Consider the following 17,059-nt stretch of genomic DNA (forward strand, 5'->3'; position numbering starts at 1 on the left):
TGCAGGGCCGACGTCGTCCCGACCTTGAACGGAAACACCAGTGACGATCGGAGGCCCGGTGGCTCTTCCGCACCCCCAGGGGCTTGACCTAACCACGGCGGAAGCCCGAAGCGACGCCCAGAGCCGCGGCTTGTACGACCCGGCTCAGGAGCATGACGCCTGCGGTGTGGCGTTCGTGGCCGACCTGTACGGCCGGCGCTCCCACGACGTGGTCGCGAAGGGCCTCTCGGCGCTGATCCGGCTCGATCACCGGGGCGCCCGCGGCGCCGAGTACAACACCGGCGACGGTGCCGGCATCATGATCCAGGTCCCGGACGCGTACCTGCGTTCCGTGGTGGATTTCGAGCTGCCGCCCGCCGGTTCGTACGCGACCGGCCTGGTCTTCCTGCCCAACGACCCCGACGAGGCCGCCCGTTCCGTCGCCGTCTTCGAGAAGTACGCCCTCGTCGAGGGGGGTGACATCCTCGGCTGGCGTGACGTGCCCGTGGACCCGTCCGGGCTCGGTGAGACCGCCGAGGCCGCCCGCCCGCGGATCCGCCAGGTCTTCCTCGCCGCGCACCGGCTCACCGGCGGAAAGTCCGGCCCGGCCGGCGAGCCGCTGTCCGGTCTCGAGCTGGACCGGGTCGCGTTCTGCATCCGCAAGCAGGCCGAGCGGGAGAGTTCGCAGCGCGGCGTCGCGGCGTACTTCCCGTCGCTGTCGGCCCGCACCATCACCTACAAGGGCATGCTGACGCCCGACCAGCTGCCCGCGTTCTTCCCGGATCTGACCGACGAGCGGGTGGACAGCGCCATCGCGCTGGTGCACTCGCGGTTCTCCACCAACACGTTCCCGTCGTGGCCGCTCGCCCACCCGTACAGGTTCATCGCGCACAACGGTGAGATCAACACCATCCGCGGCAACCGGAACTGGATGGCCGCCCGGGAGGCGCTGCTCGCCTCGCCGACCGTGCCCGGCAACATCAAGCGGCTGTTCCCGGTCTGCACGCCCGAGGCGTCCGACTCGGCGAACTTCGACGCCGTGCTGGAGCTGCTGCACCTGTCCGGGCGCAGCCTGCCGCACGCCGTGCTGATGATGATCCCGGAGGCCTGGGAGAACGACCCGGCCATGGACCCGGCCCGGCGCGCCTTCTACCGCTTCCACGCCAGCCTGATGGAGCCGTGGGACGGCCCGGCCAGCGTGGCGTTCACCGACGGCAGCATCATCGGCGCCGTCCTCGACCGCAACGGCCTGCGTCCCGGCCGCTGGTGGCACACCAGCGACGGGCTGGTCGTGCTGGGCAGCGAGGCCGGCGTGCTCGACCTCGACCCGGCCACGGTGGTCGCCAAGGGCCGGCTGCAGCCGGGCCGGATGTTCCTGGTCGACACCGAGGCCGGCCGGATCGTGCACGACGACGAGATCAAGGCCGAGCTGGCCGCCGCCGAGCCCTACGACGAGTGGCTGCACGCCGGGCTGATCGACCTGCGCGACCTGCCCGCCCGCGAGCACGTCATCTACACCCACGACTCGGTCATGCGCCGCCAGCAGGTCTTCGGTTACTCCGAGGAGGAGCTGAAGATCCTGGTCGCGCCGATGGCCCGGACCGGGGCCGAGCCGCTGGGGTCGATGGGCACCGACACGCCGATCTCGCCGCTGTCGACCCGCCCGCGGCTGCTGTTCGACTACTTCCATCAGCTGTTCGCCCAGGTCACCAACCCGCCGCTGGACGCCATCCGCGAGGAGCTGGTGACCAGCCTGGCCACCACCATCGGGCCGGAGGGCAACCTGCTCGACCCGGGCCCGGCCAGCTGCCGGCAGATCGTGCTGCCGTACCCGGTCATCGACAACGACGACCTGGCCAAGCTGCTCTCCATCGACGAGGACGGCGACCTGCCCGGTTTCAAGGCGGTCCGGGTCTCCGGGCTCTACCCGCTGCGTGACGGCGCGGCCGGCATCAAGGCGCGCCTGACGCAGATCTGTCGGCACGTGTCGGAGGCGATCGAGGACGGCGTGCGCATCCTGGTGCTGTCCGACCGCGACTCCAACGCGGACCTGGCGCCGATCCCGTCGCTGCTGCTCACCGCCGCGGTGCACCAGCACCTGGTGCGGGAGCAGACCCGCACGCAGGTGGCGCTCGTGGTGGAGAGCGGCGACTGCCGGGAGGTGCACCACGCGGCCGTGCTGATCGGGTACGGCGCCGCGGCGGTCAACCCGTACCTGGCGTTCGAGAGCGTCGACGACCTGATCGCCACCGGCCCCCTCGCCGGGATGGACTCGAAGAAGGCGGTCGGCAACTACGTCAAGGCGCTCGGCAAGGGCGTCCTGAAGATCATGTCCAAGATGGGCATCTCCACTGTGTCCTCGTACTGCGGCGCGCAGGTGTTCGAGGCTGTCGGCCTGGAGAACAAGCTGCTGCAGCGCTACTTCGCCGGCACGTCGGGACGGATCGGCGGCTCCGGCCTGGCCGAGATCCACGCGGAGGTCGCGGCGCGGCACGCGAAGGCGTACCCGAAGAACCCGGCCGAGCGCAGCCACCGCCGCCTCGAGGTCGGCGGCGAGTACCAGTGGCGCCGCGAGGGCGAGGTCCACCTGTTCAACCCGGAGACCGTCTTCCTGCTGCAGCACGCCACCCGCAGCAAGCAGTACGACGTCTTCAAGCAGTACACGGCCAAGGTCGACGGTCTGGCCGAGGCGGCCGGTTCGCTGCGTGGGCTGTTCCGGTTCCGGGACCGTGAGGCGATCCCGCTGGAGGAGGTCGAGCCGGCCAGCGAGATCGTGAAGCGGTTCGCCACCGGCGCGATGAGCTACGGCTCCATCTCGGCGGAGTCGCACGAGACCCTCGCGATCGCGATGAACCGCCTCGGCGGCAAGTCCAACACCGGTGAGGGCGGCGAGGACGTCGAGCGCCTGTACGACCCCGAGCGCCGCTCGTCGGTCAAGCAGATCGCCTCCGGCCGCTTCGGCGTGACCAGTGAATACCTGGTCAACGCCGACGACCTGCAGATCAAGATGGCGCAGGGCGCGAAGCCGGGCGAGGGTGGTCAGCTGCCCGGTAACAAGGTGTGGCCGTGGATCGCCAAGACCCGGCACGCCACCCCGGGCGTCGGGCTGATCTCGCCGCCGCCGCACCACGACATCTACTCCATCGAGGACCTGGCCCAGCTCGTCCACGACCTCAAGAACGTCAACCCGGCTTCGCGCGTACACGTGAAGCTGGTCTCCGAGATCGGGGTCGGCACCGTCGCCGCGGGCGTGGCCAAGCTCAAGGCCGACGTGATCCTGATCTCCGGCCACGACGGCGGCACCGGCGCGTCCCCGCTCAACTCGCTCAAGCACGCCGGCTCCCCGTGGGAGCTCGGCCTGGCCGAGGCCCAGCAGACGCTGCTGCTCAACAAGCTGCGCGACCGGGTCACCGTGCAGGTCGACGGTCAGCTCAAGACCGGCCGCGACGTGATCATCGCGGCGCTGCTCGGCGCGGAGGAGTTCGGCTTCGCGACCGCGCCGCTGATCGTCTCCGGCTGCATCATGATGCGGGTCTGCCACCTGGACACCTGCCCGGTCGGCATCGCCACGCAGAACCCGGTGCTGCGCGAGCGGTTCACCGGCAAGCCCGAGTTCGTGGAGAACTTCTTCCTGTTCCTCGCCGAGGAGGTCCGCGGCTACCTGGCCGAGCTGGGCTTCCGCACCATCGACGAGGCCATCGGGCACGCCGAGATCCTCGACGTGCGGCCGGCCGTGTCGCACTGGAAGGCCAAGGGCCTGGACCTGGCCCCGGTGCTGTTCGTGCCGGAGCTGCCCGAGGGTGCCGCCCGCCGCGGCGTCGTCGCCCAGGACCACGGGCTGGAGAAGGCGCTCGACAACGAGCTCATCGCGCTGGCCGCCCCGGCCCTGGCCGAGGGCACCGAGGTCCGCGCCGAGGTGGCCGTGCGCAACGACCACCGCAGCGTCGGCGCGATGCTCGGCGGCGAGGTCACCCGCCGCTACGGCGGCAACGGCCTGCCCGACGACACCATCCACTTCACCCTGCGCGGCACCGGCGGGCAGTCGTTCGGCGCGTTCCTGCCGCGCGGGGTGACCCTGCGGCTGATCGGCGACACCAACGACTACGTCGCGAAGGGCCTCTCCGGCGGCCGGGTAATCGTGCGCCCGGACGAGACCGCGCCGTTCGTCGCGGAGGAGAACATCATTGCCGGCAACACCATCCTGTACGGCGCCACCGGCGGTGAGGTGTTCCTGCGGGGGCGCGCGGGTGAGCGCTTCGCGGTCCGCAACTCCGGCGCCGCGGCGGTCGTCGAGGGTGTCGGTGACCACGGCTGCGAGTACATGACCGGCGGCACCGTGGTGGTGCTCGGCACGGTCGGGCGCAACTTCGCCGCGGGCATGAGCGGCGGCACCGCGTTCGTGCACCGCCTCGACCCGGGCCGGGTCAACCCGGAGCTGGTCGACCTGACCCCGCTCAACGCCGAGGAGCAGGAACAGCTGCACACCCTGGTACGCAAGCACTTCGCCGAGACGGGCTCCGCCGTGGCGCAGCGCCTGCTCGCCGACTGGCCGGTCGCGGTGAGCGAGTTCACCGCGGTGGTGCCGCGCGACTACAAGCGCGTGATGGAACTGATCAAGACCGCCGAAGCCGCCGGTCGGAACATCGACGAGGCGGTTATGGGGGTTACCCGTGCCTGATCCCAACGGTTTCCTGCGCTACGAACGACAGCTGCCCAAGCGCCGCCCGGTGCCGGTACGCATCCGCGACTGGCGCGAGGTGTACCCGCCCGCGGGCGAGGAGCTCATCCGCGACCAGGCCACCCGGTGCATGGACTGCGGTATCCCGTTCTGTCACGAGGGCTGCCCGCTGGGCAACCGCATCCCGGACTGGAACGACCTGGTCCGCACCAGCGCCTGGGACGCGGCGGCGGAGAGCCTGCACGCGACGAACAACTTCCCGGAGTTCACCGGCCGGCTCTGCCCGGCGCCGTGCGAGGCCGCCTGCGTGCTGGGCATCGCCGACGACCCGGTGACGATCAAGCAGGTCGAGGTGGAGATCGCGAACCACGCGTTCGCCACCGGCCTGCGCCCGCAGCCGGCTCCGGCGCAGTCCGGGCGCAGCGTGGCCGTCGTCGGTTCCGGCCCGGCCGGGCTCGCCGCCGCCCAGCAGCTGGCCCGGGCCGGTCACGCCGTCACGGTCTACGAGCGCGACGACAAGATCGGCGGCCTGCTCCGGTACGGCATCCCCGACTTCAAGCTGGAGAAGGACCGCATCGACGAGCGGCTGGCGCAGATGGCCGCCGAGGGCGTGGTCTTCGAGACCGGCGTCAACGTGGGCGTCGACATCACCGCCGACGACCTGCGGGAACGTTTCGACGCGGTGCTGCTGACCTGCGGCGCCCTGGCCGGCCGGGACGCCACCGACACCCCGGGACGCCACCTCGGCGGCGTGCACCTGGCCATGGAGCACCTCGTCCCGGCCAACCGGGTGGTGGCCGGCCAGCAGGAGAGCACGCCGATCGACGCCGCGGGCAAGCACGTGGTGATCATCGGCGGCGGCGACACCGGCGCGGACTGCCTCGGCGTCGCCCACCGGCAGGGCGCGGCGGGTGTGATCCAGCTCGACCAGTACCCGCTGCCGCCGGAGACCCGGCTCGGCGAGCTGCACCCGTGGCCGACCTGGCCGGTCATCCTGCGCAACTACCCGGCCCACGAGGAGGGCGGCGAACGCATCTTCGGCGTCGCGGTCCAGGAGTTCGTCGACGACGGTACGGGCAACGTGACGTCGGTACGGGTCGCGGACGTGGTCGTGGAACGGGTCAACGGGCGCCGTACCGTCACGGTCCAGGAGGGCTCTCAGCGTGACCTGCCCGCCCAACTGGTGCTGCTCGCGATCGGCTTCGAGGGCACCGAGCAGCAGCCGCTGCTGGAGCAGTTCGGCGTGACCCGCAACGTCCGCGGCGCGGTCGACGCCGGCGACGACTGGCAGACCGGCGTGCCGGGCGTCTTCGTCGCGGGTGACATGCACCGCGGGGCCTCGCTGATCGTCTGGGCCATCGCCGAGGGCCGGGCGGCCGCCGCCGCGATCCACACCTACCTTGGCGGCTTCGGCGAACTGCCGGCACCGGTACGCCCGTCGTCGCAGCCGCTGGCCGCGGTGCGCTGATCCAGGAGTCGGTCACGGGGCGGTGCATCCGCCCCGTGACCGTATCCGTCTTCTCCGCCCACCTGGTCCGCTCCGCGCTGCCGGGCACCCCCGTGCTGTCGGTCGCGCGGATGCGGCACCTAGGCGGCCAGCCGGTGTTCCGCCCCGGCGGCGTGCCGCAACAGCCTCTCGCGTGCAGCCTCGGACTCCCGGGCCTGCTCACGTTCCGCCTGCTCCAACACCCGGCGGCGCCTCGCCGCCGCCCATCCGAACCTGTCCGCGTGCTCCCCGAACGCCATCGTCACACCTCCAGGACAACCGCCGCTGAACAACCGGCTGCTGTCAACACGTGACGATCCGTCAAACGGTTCAGGGTCACCTGCGAGGGGCGGGTCGCGCCGTACCCCGTCTGCCCGCAACCGCACCGGGGCGACCGATAAGCTGAGGCTGATCGCGGTCGCTGAAGCCCGCCGACGCCGGCCGGAACCTCACGGCGCGTCGCTACTTGCAGTTCATCCCCATGACGGGGGTCGGCCAGCGGGCCGATCCGAAAGAGAGACTAGCCTGATGGCTGTGACACGCCGCGCAAAGATCGTCTGCACCATGGGTCCTGCCACCGCCTCCCCCGAGCGCATGCTCGGCCTGGTCGAGGCCGGCATGGACGTGGCCCGGCTGAATTTCAGCCACGGCAGCCACGAGGACCACCGCCAGATCTACGACATGGTCCGCACCGCCGCCCGGGAGACCGGCCGCGCCGTCGCCGTCCTGGCCGACCTCCAGGGCCCCAAGATCCGGCTGGGCAAGTTCGCCAACGGGCCGCACATCTGGGCCAACGGTGACACCGTCACCATCACCAGCGACGACATCCTCGGCACCCCCGACCGGGTCAGCTGCACGTACACGAAGCTGCCGCAGGAGGTCAAGGTCGGCGACCGGCTCCTGATCGACGACGGCAAGGTCGCCGTCGAGGTCTCCGCCGTCGAGGGCAACGACATCCGCTGCCTGGTCACCGAGGGCGGCCCGGTCAGCAACAACAAGGGCGTCTCGCTGCCCAACGTCGCCGTCAGCGTCCCCGCGATGAGCGACAAGGACGAGGCCGACCTGCGCTTCGCCCTCAGCCTCGGCGTCGACCTGATCGCCCTGTCGTTCGTCCGCTCGCCCGACGACATCAAGCTCGTCCACGCGATCATGGACGAAGAGGGTGTCCGCCTGCCGGTCATCGCCAAGGTCGAGAAGCCCGAGGCGGTCACCCACCTCGAGGCCATCGTGCTGGCCTTCGACGGCGTCATGGTCGCCCGCGGCGACCTCGGCGTCGAGCTGCCGCTCGACCAGGTGCCTCTGGTGCAGAAGCGGGCCGTGCAGCTCTGCCGGGAGAACGCCAAGCCGGTCATCGTGGCCACCCAGATGCTCGACTCGATGATCGAGAATTCCCGCCCGACCCGCGCCGAGGCCTCCGACGTCGCGAACGCGGTCCTCGACGGCGCCGACGCGGTGATGCTCTCCGGCGAGACCTCGGTCGGCAAGTATCCGGTCCTTACCGTCAGCACCATGGCGAAGATCGTCACCACCACGGAGAGCGGCGACTTCGGCGTCCCGGTCCTGCAGCACGACCCGCGCACCCACAGCGGCGCGCTGACCGTGGCCGCCAGCCGGATCGCCCGCAACATCGGCGCCAAGGCCCTGGTCGCGTTCTCCCAGACCGGCGACACGGTCCGCCGCCTCTCCCGGCTGCACTGCGAGCTCCCGCTGCTGGCCTTCACCCCGGTCGCCGAGGTCCGCGACCAGCTGGCCCTGTCCTGGGGCGTCGAGACGTTCCTGACGGACTTCGTCGAGCACACCGACGACATGTTCCGCCAGGTCGACCACGCCATGCTCGGCCTCGGCCTGGCCAAGCCCGGCGAGTACGTCGTCGTCGTGGCCGGCAGCCCGCCGAACGCGCCCGGCTCCACCAACACCCTGCGCGTGCACCAGCTCGGCTCGCTCGTCGACCCGGCCACGGTGACCGAGCAGAAGTGAGCACCCCGCTGACGGGACAGGCCGCCGTCGATCAGCTCCTCGAGGTCCTCGACCTCAAGCAGATCGACGCGGCCACGTTCCGGGGCGAGAGCCCCCAGGTCGGCGCCCAGCGGGTCTTCGGCGGCCAGGTCGCGGGCCAGGCCCTGGTCGCGGCCGGCCGCACGGTCCACCCGGAACGCCGCGTGCACTCCCTGCACGGCTACTTCGTGCGCCCGGGCGACCCGACGGTCCCGATCGACTTCGCGGTCGAGAAGATCCGCGACGGCCGGTCCTTCTCGGTCCGCCGCTCCACGGCCCAGCAGCACGGCCGCACGATCTTCTTCATGTCGGCGTCGTTCCAGGTCACCGAGCAGGGCCTCGACCACCACACGCCCCCGCCGGAGGGCGTGCCGGGCCCGGACGAGACCCGCACGATGCTCGACTGGCTGGCCCGCTACCCGGACCGCGCGGCCGCGTTCAAGGCGGCCCCGCAGGCGATCGACGTCCGCTACGTGGGCACCCCCGGCTGGGTCCCGCCGGGCGACCGCGACGCCGCCGACGAGCAACGCGTCTGGATGCGCATCAACGGCAAGCTGCCGGACGACCCGCTGATCCACGCCTGCGCCCTGACCTACGCATCGGACCTGTCCCTGCTCGACTCGGTCCTGTCGATGCACGGCGAGGTGTGGGGGCCGGGCGGCGTGATCGGCGCCAGCCTGGACCACGCGCTGTGGCTGCACCGGCCGTTCCGCGCGGACGAATGGTTCCTGTACGACTGCACGAGCCCGTCGGCGAGCGGCAGCCGGGGACTGGCCAGCGGCCGGATGTTCACCGAGGACGGCCGGCACATCGCCAGCGCGGTCCAGGAGGGCCTGCTCCGCCGCGTCGGAGCCTGAGGCTGCCCGGAACAAGAAAGGGCCCCGCCGGGGCGGGACCCCGGCCCGGCGACTGGCCGTTCAGCGGGTCCCGCCACCAGCGGGGCAGGGGAAACTTTCAGTCCACCAGCCGGCCGCGGCCGACGCTCGACGAGTCGTCCATCCCCGCCTCGCCCGCCGCCGGCGATGCCTCATCCGACCCGGGCGCCACCCGTTGCCCCGCCGACGCCTCGGCCTGCAACTCCGCACCCTCGGCCGTGTCGGGAACCTCGACGTGCTCGTCCGCCGCCGCCTGAGCTGCCGCACCCGGCACCGCCGCGCCGGTCACCCCGGCCAGCGCCAGCATCGCGTCGAGGTCGGCGGTCGTCCGCAACACCTCTTCGTGGAAGCTGCCGGTCGGCCCGTCCTGCGGTAGCTGGGCCTGCGCCCGTACCGGTGGGGCAGCCGACGCGGAAAGGTCCGACAGCGCCGAGGCCGAGGCCGAAGGCCGGGCCGCGGCCCGGTGCCGGGGGCCCGAGGCCCGCTGCGACCCGGACTCGAAATCGGTCAGCCCGGCCGAATACCCGGCAACTCCGACAGCCCGCTGCGGCGTCAGCTCCAGCAACCGCCCCGCCCGCGCGGCGACCGAGGCCTCCCGCAGCCGCAACGAGGCGACCAGGTCGGCGATCCCGCGGCTCAGCGCGGCCCCGCCGAGCACCAGCACGACCAGCTCCGGCGTCCGCACGTACGAGCTCGCCGAGAAGAAGCCCAGCGCGGCCTCGACCACGCCGACCACCATGAGCAGGCCCCAGATCCGGTCGCTCTCGCGGGTCAGCATCGAGATCGCGATGTCGGCCGCCCCCCGGACCATGAGGTACCAGCCGATCAGCGCGGCCGGCGTGGTCCACGTCGTGTCCCCGTCCCGCAGCATGATCACGCCGGTGGCGGCGAACAGCACGGCCATGCCGGCGTTCAGCCACCAGGTCCGCGTCCCGGCCAGCGCACGCACCGCCTCGGTGACCGCCGCGAACAGGATAACCGGACCGGCCACGTGCACCAGGTCGGCGGGCTCCAGCCGCAGCACACTCCAGGCGATCGCCAGCCACGCCACACCCGCGAACAGAAGGAACCCCCACATCCCGTCGCGGACGACGGTCAGGGGCGACGAGCCGGACCACAACATGGAGCCTCCTGGCAGTGCTGGTACTGCCATGACAACACCAGCGAGACCGGCAAACCGGTCTTTCCCGGAATTCCCCCGAGGCGGTTCGCTGCCTGCTCCGGTAGTCACCCTGAGGTTTACTGGGCATCGCGTCAGTGCTTGGGTCCCACGTATTGGTCCAACTCCCGGACGTCGTCGCGGCGCGCGACCGACAGGAGGTTGCGCCGGCACATCCGCCATCGGAGGCCGAGCTGATCGAGCGATTCCTGGCAGAGCGCCATGATGTCGGCTGATTCGTTGGAGAACATGTACCTCGGATAGAGATATGTTTTGCCTGATCGCACCACCTTGTTGGTAACCCGGCAGCCATCGGAGTGAAATAGTCCGCGCAGGAAGCTTCCCGGATTCTCGTCGATTATCGGCTGCTGCCAGTCCGTCAGCCGAATGGGTCGTTCATGCTTTCGCCCGGGTCCGTGCTGAGGCAGCAGGCAGGGCCAATGTCCGGAGTAACTCTGCACATTGATGCAGCCGGTCTGCCGCACCCGCTGCACGCTCCTCGCCAGGACCGCCAGCATCGCAGTTTCGCACTGGGCGATCAGTCCCGGCCACGTAGCGGTGCAGGAGACGCGCAACACCGGCACCTTGGCGCTGGTGACCAGGTGGCCGTCGCCGAGGTAGAGGCCGAGAAGGTACGAATAGCTTTTCTGATCTTGCGGCGGGCCGGGAATCGGTCGGCAGCGCGGGCATCTTGACGGCTCGGGAGGATGCATCAGCCGCCGTCTGGCGCGCTCGCCGTAGAACCAATGCGCGACCGTGCCGCGGGGCAGCCCGACGGCCTTGCAGACCTCGCCGAAAGGGATGCCGGCCGCCATCATTGCTGTCGCGCGTTCGCGCAGATGAGGTGGATGCACCCGGGCATTGTCGAACAGGGGTACGACAGTTTTTCGTGGTGCCGGGGACGGGATTCGAACCCGCATGTCCTTTCAGACAGATGATTTTGAGTCATCCGCGTCAGCCGATTGCGCCACCCCGGCATGCCCGGTCCGATCGTGACAAGGTCACGCTGACCAGAGCACGTCGAAGCTTACCCACTACGCTGAGGGCGGTGGCACCCAGATACCCGGGTGTCGCGACTTCACCAGCGTTGGGGGTAGGGGTTCGTGGCCGACACGCAGGCGGGTGCCGAGCGCAGGCGGGTTCTGATCGCCGAGGACGAGGCGCTCATCCGGCTGGACCTGGCCGAGATGCTCGTGGAGGAGGGCTACGACGTCGTCGGTGAGGCCGGTGACGGCGAGACCGCCGTACGGCTGGCCGAGGATCTGACGCCGGACCTCGTCATCCTGGACATCAAGATGCCGATCATGGATGGCCTGGCGGCCGCGGAGCGGATCGCCGGCGGGCGCATCGCGCCGGTCGTCATCCTGACCGCTTTCAGTCAGCGGGACCTGGTCGAGCGGGCCCGGGCCGCCGGCGCGATGGCGTACCTGGTGAAGCCGTTCCAGAAGTCCGACCTGGTGCCGGCGATCGAGATCGCCCTCTCCCGGTATTCGGAGATCTCCGCGCTGGAGTCGGAGGTCGCGGGGCTGACCGACCGGCTGGAGACCCGCAAGTCGGTCGAGCGGGCCAAGGGCGAGCTGATGACGAAGTACTCGATGACCGAGCCGCAAGCGTTCAAGTGGATCCAGCGCACCGCGATGGATCACCGGATGACGATGCGTGAGGTCGCCGACCGGATTCTCGCCGAGGGCGAGGAGTCCACCGGTACGCCCGCCCCATGACCGGTGACCTCTGAGAACTGCCTGTTTGTTACACCTTCTCCGGCGGGGGATCACCGGACGTAACGGTTCGGTGAATGCCCGTGCGAACACTTACTACGGTGCCGGATCGTGGGATAGCGTCCCGCCCCATGACGGGCGCAGTTGTGTCGTGCCGGTGCGCAAGTGCCAATCGACCGGCGGTGGCTCGGTGGGTTCGGTATGGAGGAGGGTTCCAACCTTGAGGCAGGTTCTCGTACGTGCCATCGGCGGGTTGGCCGTTATCGGCCTCATCGCCGGTGCTGCTGCTTGCAACAGCGACAGCGGCAGTGATGACACGGCCAGCGGCAACTGCGGCTACAAGCTCGCGTACTTTGGCGCCCTGACGGGGTCTTCGGCGAACCTCGGTGTGAACATCGAGCAGGGCTTCGAGCTCGCGATCAACCAGTACAACACGAAGAAGGGCTCCGACTGCATCACGGTCGCGAAGTTCGACTCTCAGGGCGAGCCGGGCGTCGCGCCCGGTGTGGCTCGTAACCTGGTCGCGGACAAGAAGATCCTGGGCATCGTCGGCCCGCCGTTCTCGGGCGAGTCCGAGGCCGCGGTGCCGATCTTCGAGGCCGCCGGCATCCCGTCGGTCACCCCGTCCGCGACGCGCGTGTCGCTGACGGCGAACGGCTGGAAGACGTTCCACCGCGCTGTCGCCAACGACGACGCGCAGGGTCCGGCCGCGGCCAACTACATCAAGGACGTCATGAAGGCCCAGAAGGTCTTCGTGGCGAACGACCAGTCCGCGTACGGTGCGGGCCTGTCGGAGGTCGTGGAGAAGACCCTCGGTGCCGCGGTGATCGGCAAGGACAAGACCGAGGCCGACGGCAAGCAGACCGACTTCTCGGCGCTGGTGCAGAAGGTCGTCTCGTCGCAGGCGACCGTGCTGTTCTACGGCGGCTACTACCAGAACGCCGGCCTGATCCGTAAGGCGCTCACCTCGGCGGGCTGGAAGGGCACGCTGGTCGGCGGCGACGGCATGAAGGACGTCGGCTTGGCCAAGGCCGCGGGTAACGGCCCGGCCACCGGCACCATCGTGACCTGCCCGTGCTCCCCGCCGGAGAAGGCGGGCGGCACGTTCGTCACGGACTACAAGGCCAAGTGGAACGTCGACGCCGGTACCTACAGCGACGTGGCGTTCGACGCCGCGAACATGCTGCTGCAGGGCATCGACGCGGGCAACACCACGACGGAGAAGCTGAACACGTACCTGTCGACGGCCGAGTACAAGGGCATCGCCAACACGTACAAGTTCACCGACAAGGGCGAGCTCGACCCGAGCTACATCAAGGTGTGGACGTTCAAGTTCGACCCGACGGGCAACCAGATCGCGGACCAAGAGGTTCCTACCGCCTGATCGACTGAGTAACTTTTCGTAGGGCCGGTGCGGCCGGATGATCTCCGGCCGCACCGACCTTCTCGTTTCAGGAGCCCCTTGTGAACTTCTCCGGTCTGATTCAGGACTTCGGGCCGCTCACGATCACGGGCCTGGCCCAGGGTGCGATCATCGCTCTCTTCGCTCTGGGCTACACCCTGGTCTACGGCGTACTCCGCCTGATCAACTTCGCGCACTCCGAGGTCTTCCTGATCGGTTCGTACGCCTGCCTCATCGTCTGGGGCTTCTTCGGACTCGACCAGAACTCGGCTACCCCCAACGTCATGAGCGTCATCGGCCTGTTGTTGCTGGGCCTGGTGGTGGCGATCGTGTTCTCCGGCCTCACCGCACTCGGGGTGGAGCTGGTGGCCTACCGGCCGCTGCGTAAGCGCAACGCCCCGCCGCTCGCGTTCCTCATCACCGCGATCGGCGCGTCCCTGTTCATCTCCGAGACCGTCGGCGTCATGACCCAGCGCAACATCAAGGGTGTGCCGCCGCTGATCCAACCTCGTGACGTCTTCGTGATCGGCAACATGCATGTGACGAATCTGCAGATTCTGATCATCGTGCTGGCGCTCGTGATGATGTTCCTGCTGGACCGCTTCATCAACCGTTCGCGGCTGGGCCGGGGTATCCGCGCGGTGGCGCAGAACCCGGACAGTGCGGCGCTGATGGGCGTGAACAAGAGCCGCGTGATCTCCCTGGTCTTCCTGCTGGGCGGCCTGATGGCGGGTATCGCTGCGGTGATGTACGACCTGAAGATCGGTGTCACGCGGTTCGACGCCGGCTTCCTGCTGGGCATCGAGGCGTTCACCGCGGCGGTGCTCGGTGGTATCGGCAACCTGCGTGGTGCGCTGCTCGGCGGGCTGCTGCTGGGTCTGCTGCAGAACTACGCGGCCTCGCTGTTCGGCACCGAGTGGCTGCACGCCGCGTCGTTCGTGCTGCTGGTGTTGATCCTGCTGGTCCGTCCGACGGGCCTGCTGGGCGAGTCTCTCGGGAGGGCACGGGCATGACAACCGAGGCGACGAGTTCCCCCGCGCCGAAGACGCCGGCCCCCGGGTCGCTGTCCGCGCAGGAGAAGAAGAACAGGCGCGAGGACCGCGGCGGTGTGCGCGGCTGGTACGGCCGGCAGCCCAAGGTGGTCCGGATCGTGCTGGGTGTGGTCTTCGCCGCGCTGGCGTTCCTGCTGCCGTACGTGGGCGAGATCCCGCTGCTCGGCCCGCAGATCGTCACGCAGGGCATCGACTGGCCGAGTGCGTTGTTCAACATGTCCTACTACGTGCTGCTGGCGCTGGGCCTGAACGTGGTGGTCGGTTTCGCCGGTCTGCTCGACCTGGGCTACGTCGGCTTCTTCGCCGTCGGCGCCTACACGGTCGCGCTGCTCTCCTCGCCGGACAGCGTGCTGCGGACCGAGTGGGGCTGGCTGGCCGCGGTGCCGATCGGTCTCGCGGTGGCGATGCTCTCCGGCCTGGTCCTGGGTTATCCGACCCTGCGGCTGCGCGGTGACTATCTGGCGATCGTGACGCTGGGCTTCGCGGAGATCATCCGGATCGTGGCCACGAGCACCGAGACGCTGCGTGGTGACCGGGGCTTCTCGGACATCCCGCACCCGCCGGGTGAGTTCTCCGACGGCAAGCCGATCTTCGGCGTCGCCGACGCGGTGCCGTACTACTGGCTGGGCCTCGCGGTGATCATTCTGGTCATCTTCGGGGTCCGCAACCTGGACAACAGCCGGGTCGGCCGCTCGTGGCTGGCGATCCGCGAGGATCAGGAAGCCGCCGAGATCATGGGCGTGCGGACGATCAAGTACAAGCTGTGGGCGTTCGCGATCGGCGCCTTCATCGGTGGCCTGGGCGGCGTGATGTTCGCCGGCCAGCAGGGCTTCATGAACTCGCAGACGTTCGTGCTGCAGTTCTCGATCCTGGTGCTCGCCGGTGTGGTCATGGGTGGTTCCGGCAACATCGCCGGGGCGATCCTGGGTGGCGCGCTGATCTCGTACATCCCGGACCGGCTGCGTGGCATCGAGGACCCGATCTGGCACACCGACCTGTTCGGTTTCCGGTTCGCCATCTTCGGCGCGGTGATCATCGCGATCATGATCTTCCGCCCGCAGGGCCTGATCCCGAGCCGGCGCCGCGCGATGGAGCTCAAGGACCGCGAGAAGGAGGTGGCTCCCATTGAGTGAGCCGCATATCGAGACGCCGCAGGAGGCCGACGCGGCCAATGCGGGTCCCGTCGACAAGGCCGGGCCCAAGGACAACGCCCCGGCGAAACCGGTCGGTGACGTCCTGCTCGAGGTGGACAACGTGACGCTCCGCTTCGGCGGTGTCGTCGCGCTCAACGAGGTCAGCTTCAGCCTGCGCAAGGGTGAGATCTTCGGTCTGATCGGCCCGAACGGGGCCGGCAAGACCACCTGCTTCAACGCCATGACCGGCGTGTACCGCCCGACCAGCGGCGGGATCCGGTTCCAGGGCCAGTCGATCGTCGGCAAGAAGAAGCACGAGATCACCCGCGGCGGGATCGCCCGCACGTTCCAGAACGTGCGGTTGTTCCCGGAGATGACCGCGCTGGAGAACGTGATGGTGGGCGCGGACGCCCACCACAAGACCAGCGTGATCGCCGCTCTGTTCCGGCTGCCCCGGCACCACCGCGAGGAGCGTACGGGCCGGGACCGGTCGTACCAGCTGCTCCGTTTCGTCGGCATCGAGCACCGCGCCGGTGACGTCGCGCGCAACCTGTCGTACGGCGAGCAGCGGCGCCTGGAGATCGCCCGGGCCCTGGCCACGAACCCGACGCTGCTGTGCCTGGACGAGCCGGCCGCCGGCTTCAACCCGGCGGAGAAGACCGAGCTGCTCGCGCTGATCCGCAAGATCCGCGACAGCGGGGTGACCGTGCTGCTCATCGAGCACGACATGCGCCTGGTCATGGGTGTGACCGACCGGATCGTGGTGCTGGAGTTCGGCAAGAAGATCGCTGAGGGGACGCCCGCCGAGGTGCGGGACAACCCGGCTGTGATCGCGGCGTACCTGGGAGTGCCGACCGATGCTGCTTGAGCTGAAAGACGTCACGTTGATGTACGGGCGCATCCAGGCCCTGCACGGCATCAGCCTGACCGTCGGCGAGGGCGAGATCGTCGCCCTGATCGGCGCCAACGGCGCCGGGAAGTCGACGACCATGCGGGCGATCTCCGGGCTGCGCCCGGTCGCCCAGGGCACGATCACCTTCAACGGCGAGGACATCACCAAGCTCCGCGCGGACCTGCGGGTCGTGCGGGGTGTCTCGCAGTCGCCGGAGGGCCGGGGCATCTTCCCGGGCATGTCGGTGCGCGAGAACCTGGAGATGGGCGCCTACACGCGGCGCAACCGGGCCGAGATCAGCGAGGATCTGGACCGGGTGTTCACGCTGTTCCCGCGGCTCCGGGAGCGCGAGAAGCAGGTCGGTGGCACCATGTCCGGTGGCGAGCAGCAGATGCTGGCGGTCGGCCGGGCGCTGATGAGCCGGCCGAAGCTGCTGCTGCTCGACGAGCCGTCGATGGGCCTGGCGCCCATGCTGATCCAGCAGATCTTCGACATCGTCGTGGAGATCAACCAGCAGGGCACGACCGTGCTCCTGGTTGAGCAGAACGCCCAGCAGGCGCTGTCCCGGGCACACCGGGCGTACGTGCTGGAGACCGGCGAGATCGTCAAGTCCGGTACCGGCGCCGAGTTGCTGACCGACCCCTCGGTCAAGGACGCCTACCTCGGCGTCGCTTGAGCCCACCCGAACAC

General features: G+C 69.7%; 13 protein-coding genes and 1 tRNA gene. 10 read left to right on the forward strand and 4 right to left on the reverse strand.

Annotated features, from left to right (window positions below; genetic code table 11):
• Positions 1 to 130 precede the first annotated feature (130 nt).
• Complete coding sequence (gene gltB / locus ACQP2Y_RS10550; RefSeq protein ID WP_433726792.1) at positions 131 to 4,657, forward strand: glutamate synthase large subunit; 4,527 nt, start codon at positions 131 to 133, stop codon at positions 4,655 to 4,657.
• Positions 4,650 to 6,125 (forward strand): glutamate synthase subunit beta, encoded by a 1,476-nt coding sequence (locus tag ACQP2Y_RS10555; RefSeq protein ID WP_433726794.1) that lies wholly within the window; start codon positions 4,650 to 4,652, stop codon positions 6,123 to 6,125. The genes gltB and ACQP2Y_RS10555 overlap by 8 nt, the downstream gene beginning before the upstream one ends.
• A gap of 119 nt (positions 6,126 to 6,244) precedes the next feature.
• On the opposite strand, the gene ACQP2Y_RS10560 is transcribed toward ACQP2Y_RS10555, so the two are convergent.
• Entirely contained in the window at positions 6,245 to 6,403 is a 159-nt protein-coding gene (locus ACQP2Y_RS10560) for a hypothetical protein (RefSeq protein WP_433726796.1), read from the reverse strand.
• Positions 6,404 to 6,671: 268 nt separating this feature from the next.
• Between ACQP2Y_RS10560 and pyk the strand changes: the two genes are divergently transcribed.
• Positions 6,672 to 8,120 carry a pyruvate kinase gene (pyk, locus tag ACQP2Y_RS10565; RefSeq protein WP_433726798.1) on the forward strand — a complete coding sequence of 483 codons (1,449 nt, stop codon included), beginning with the start codon at positions 6,672 to 6,674 and terminating at the stop codon, positions 8,118 to 8,120.
• Complete coding sequence (locus tag ACQP2Y_RS10570) at positions 8,117 to 8,995, forward strand: acyl-CoA thioesterase (protein WP_433726800.1); 879 nt, start codon at positions 8,117 to 8,119, stop codon at positions 8,993 to 8,995. The genes pyk and ACQP2Y_RS10570 overlap by 4 nt, the downstream gene beginning before the upstream one ends.
• A 97-nt stretch (positions 8,996 to 9,092) precedes the next feature.
• On the opposite strand, the gene ACQP2Y_RS10575 is transcribed toward ACQP2Y_RS10570, so the two are convergent.
• The 3 genes from ACQP2Y_RS10575 to ACQP2Y_RS10585 all read right to left on the reverse strand — a co-directional run bounded on the left by ACQP2Y_RS10575 (position 9,093) and on the right by ACQP2Y_RS10585 (position 11,149).
• The gene (locus ACQP2Y_RS10575; protein ID WP_433726802.1) at positions 9,093 to 10,136 is read right to left on the reverse strand and encodes an HdeD family acid-resistance protein; all 1,044 of its coding nucleotides are present in this window, start codon (positions 10,134 to 10,136) and stop codon (positions 9,093 to 9,095) included.
• A 131-nt stretch (positions 10,137 to 10,267) separates the two neighbouring features.
• Positions 10,268 to 11,026, reverse strand: a complete 759-nt coding sequence (locus ACQP2Y_RS10580; protein ID WP_433726804.1) for a transcriptional regulator — start codon at positions 11,024 to 11,026, stop codon at positions 10,268 to 10,270.
• Between the two features lie 36 nt (positions 11,027 to 11,062).
• A tRNA-Leu gene (locus tag ACQP2Y_RS10585) sits at positions 11,063 to 11,149 on the reverse strand.
• Positions 11,150 to 11,275: 126 nt separating this feature from the next.
• On the opposite strand from ACQP2Y_RS10585, the gene ACQP2Y_RS10590 reads away from it, so the two are divergent.
• The 6 genes from ACQP2Y_RS10590 (at position 11,276) to ACQP2Y_RS10615 (ending at position 17,045) form a co-directional block, all read left to right on the forward strand.
• Complete coding sequence (locus ACQP2Y_RS10590; protein WP_360547871.1) at positions 11,276 to 11,893, forward strand: ANTAR domain-containing response regulator; 618 nt, start codon at positions 11,276 to 11,278, stop codon at positions 11,891 to 11,893.
• A gap of 250 nt (positions 11,894 to 12,143) precedes the next feature.
• Positions 12,144 to 13,274: a branched-chain amino acid ABC transporter substrate-binding protein gene (locus ACQP2Y_RS10595; protein ID WP_433726806.1), complete on the forward strand. Its 1,131-nt coding sequence runs from the start codon at positions 12,144 to 12,146 to the stop codon at positions 13,272 to 13,274.
• Positions 13,275 to 13,354: 80 nt separating this feature from the next.
• Positions 13,355 to 14,305: a branched-chain amino acid ABC transporter permease gene (locus ACQP2Y_RS10600; protein WP_433726808.1), complete on the forward strand. Its 951-nt coding sequence runs from the start codon at positions 13,355 to 13,357 to the stop codon at positions 14,303 to 14,305.
• Positions 14,302 to 15,477: a branched-chain amino acid ABC transporter permease gene (locus ACQP2Y_RS10605; protein ID WP_433726810.1), complete on the forward strand. Its 1,176-nt coding sequence runs from the start codon at positions 14,302 to 14,304 to the stop codon at positions 15,475 to 15,477. The genes ACQP2Y_RS10600 and ACQP2Y_RS10605 overlap by 4 nt, the downstream gene beginning before the upstream one ends.
• A gap of 103 nt (positions 15,478 to 15,580) precedes the next feature.
• Positions 15,581 to 16,345 carry an ABC transporter ATP-binding protein gene (locus ACQP2Y_RS10610; RefSeq protein WP_433731883.1) on the forward strand — a complete coding sequence of 255 codons (765 nt, stop codon included), beginning with the start codon at positions 15,581 to 15,583 and terminating at the stop codon, positions 16,343 to 16,345.
• Positions 16,335 to 17,045 carry an ABC transporter ATP-binding protein gene (locus ACQP2Y_RS10615; protein ID WP_360818377.1) on the forward strand — a complete coding sequence of 237 codons (711 nt, stop codon included), beginning with the start codon at positions 16,335 to 16,337 and terminating at the stop codon, positions 17,043 to 17,045. The genes ACQP2Y_RS10610 and ACQP2Y_RS10615 overlap by 11 nt, the downstream gene beginning before the upstream one ends.
• The last annotated feature ends 14 nt before the right edge of the window (positions 17,046 to 17,059 follow it).

The organism is Actinoplanes sp. CA-051413, assembly GCF_050955795.1.
Taxonomy (GTDB): domain Bacteria; phylum Actinomycetota; class Actinomycetes; order Mycobacteriales; family Micromonosporaceae; genus Actinoplanes.

Excerpts from the sequence above, each read along its gene's own strand:
- ACQP2Y_RS10560 (WP_433726796.1), bottom strand. The coding sequence starts at position 6,403 with ATGGCGTTCGGGGAGCACGCGGACAGGTTCGGATGGGCGGCGGCGAGG.
- pyk (WP_433726798.1), top strand. The coding sequence starts at position 6,672 with ATGGCTGTGACACGCCGCGCAAAGATCGTCTGCACCATGGGTCCTGCC.
- ACQP2Y_RS10575 (WP_433726802.1), bottom strand. The coding sequence starts at position 10,136 with ATGTTGTGGTCCGGCTCGTCGCCCCTGACCGTCGTCCGCGACGGGATG.
- ACQP2Y_RS10605 (WP_433726810.1), top strand. The coding sequence starts at position 14,302 with ATGACAACCGAGGCGACGAGTTCCCCCGCGCCGAAGACGCCGGCCCCC.
- ACQP2Y_RS10615 (WP_360818377.1), top strand. The coding sequence starts at position 16,335 with ATGCTGCTTGAGCTGAAAGACGTCACGTTGATGTACGGGCGCATCCAG.